General features: G+C 62.8%; 1 protein-coding gene. It reads right to left on the reverse strand.

Annotated elements, in window-relative coordinates; translation table 11 throughout:
- Positions 1-1,329 (reverse strand): group II intron reverse transcriptase/maturase (ltrA, locus tag PMI02_RS23310; protein WP_007687663.1); only part of this gene is annotated, 1,329 nt, incomplete at its 3' end.
- Positions 1,330-1,745 lie beyond the last annotated feature (416 nt).

A 1,745-nucleotide genomic window follows, 5' to 3' on the forward strand; every position in this document is an offset into this window, starting at 1 on the left:
GCCCGACAGGCGCCACCAGCCCTTTCCCGAGAGCGCGAGGATCCAAGCCTGCCATTCTGGGACGCCGTTTTCCCTTAAGAAAGTGGCGATCGTCATGGTGCGCTTGCACTGTTTGAGCCGGACGCAGCGAAGCTTGCGCCGGAGCCAGCTGTCGATCTCGCGCAAAACCGTCTGAGCCCGGGCGTGTCGGTAGTAGGTGACCCACCCTGTAGTGAAGGCATTGGTCTGTGCGATCATCGCCGCGAGGCTGATGCCTCGGTTGCGGCGCGTAATCGCCCGGAGCCGCTCCTTCAGCCGCGTGAGACTTTTGTTCGCTATGCTCAAAAAGCCTCCCGCTGTCAGACGGTGGCCGAGGAAGGTACGTTCCCGGACGTGTGCAACCGCGCTCTTGGCCTGATTGACGCGGAGTCGGAGCTTGCCTTCCAGCAAGGCGGTAACCGAAGCCATGACGCGCTCCCCCGCTGCCTGTGACCGTACATAGATGTTACAGTCGTCGGCATAGCGGCAGAACCGGTGGCCCCGGCGTTCGAGCTCCTTGTCGAGGTCATCCAGAATGAGGTTAGCGATCAGCGGCGAGAGAGGGCCGCCTTGCGGGGGCCCCTCCTGCCGTTCGACGTGCACACCACCCGACAGCATCCCGGCCTGTAGAAACCGGCGGATGATGACGAGCAGGCGTGGGTCGGCGATGTGCCGGGCCAGACGGGCCATGACGATGTCGTGGTTCACCCGATCAAAGAATTTCTCCAGGTCGAGGTCTACGACGATCGCATAGCCGTCCCGCACATAGTCCCGGGCCTGACGCAGCGCATCGTGTGCGCCGCGTCCGGGGCGGAACCCAAAACTCGATGCCGAGAATGTCGGATCAAGGACGGGATCCAGGACTTGCAGTATCGCCTGTTGTACCAGCCGGTCGACAGCCGTCGGAATGCCCAGCTGGCGCACTCCTTTCCCGCCGGGTTTGGGAATTTCAACTCCGCGCACCAGGCTTGGACGGTAAGTACCGTCGAGTAACGAGGCGATCAGCCTCTCACGGTTTCCTGCAATCCAGTCACGCAGGTCGGAGACGGTCATCCCGTCCACGCCCGGCGCCCCCTTGTTCGCTTTCACCCGCTTGTAGGCTTGGTTCAGGTTGGCCGAGCTGGCCACCTCCTCCATCACGTAACGCGTCAAGGCGAGGGGCTCGGCCCATGCCGTGGGTGATTGCCGCTCCTCGATCGTCCCAGCGCCAGTTCCGCCTTTGCCGGGGACGTCGTGGCCAAGCGATGCCTTCAGGGCTTCATCGAAGAAGTCCTGTTGCTTCCCGCTACCTTGCTGCCGCTCCACACCCATCGAATGTGCCCAGTCTTGCTCCTTGGGTACCGAATTTGGTCCTTCGCCGGCTTGCGCCCGCTACTATGACCGCTGCTGACTTCTCCGGGCCCATCCAGCAACATCACTGCCGCTGTTCTCCGGATCGTCCGGAGAGGCCAGGAGATCTCCCGGGGTAAGACGTTGATCCTTCACTCGGTCGCTGCCGGATTTACCAATGCGCGCGTCTGTCTGGCTATCGGACATCCCCATCCATTGCTGGGTTATCCCGCCGCACCGGCCTTCTATCCGATTCCTGTTCGTCAGCTCCGAGCTTTGCCTCCGGCTTCCTCCCCACCCCGCCTCGCGGCGACGCAGTTGCCTTCAGCTAGCAGTTCCCACCAGCAGGCCTGCAAAGGACTTCCACCTCCTGCATCAACGCCGTGCCCGGCACACAA

It is taken from the genome of Novosphingobium sp. AP12, assembly GCF_000281975.1.
Classification (GTDB): Bacteria; Pseudomonadota; Alphaproteobacteria; order Sphingomonadales; family Sphingomonadaceae; genus Novosphingobium.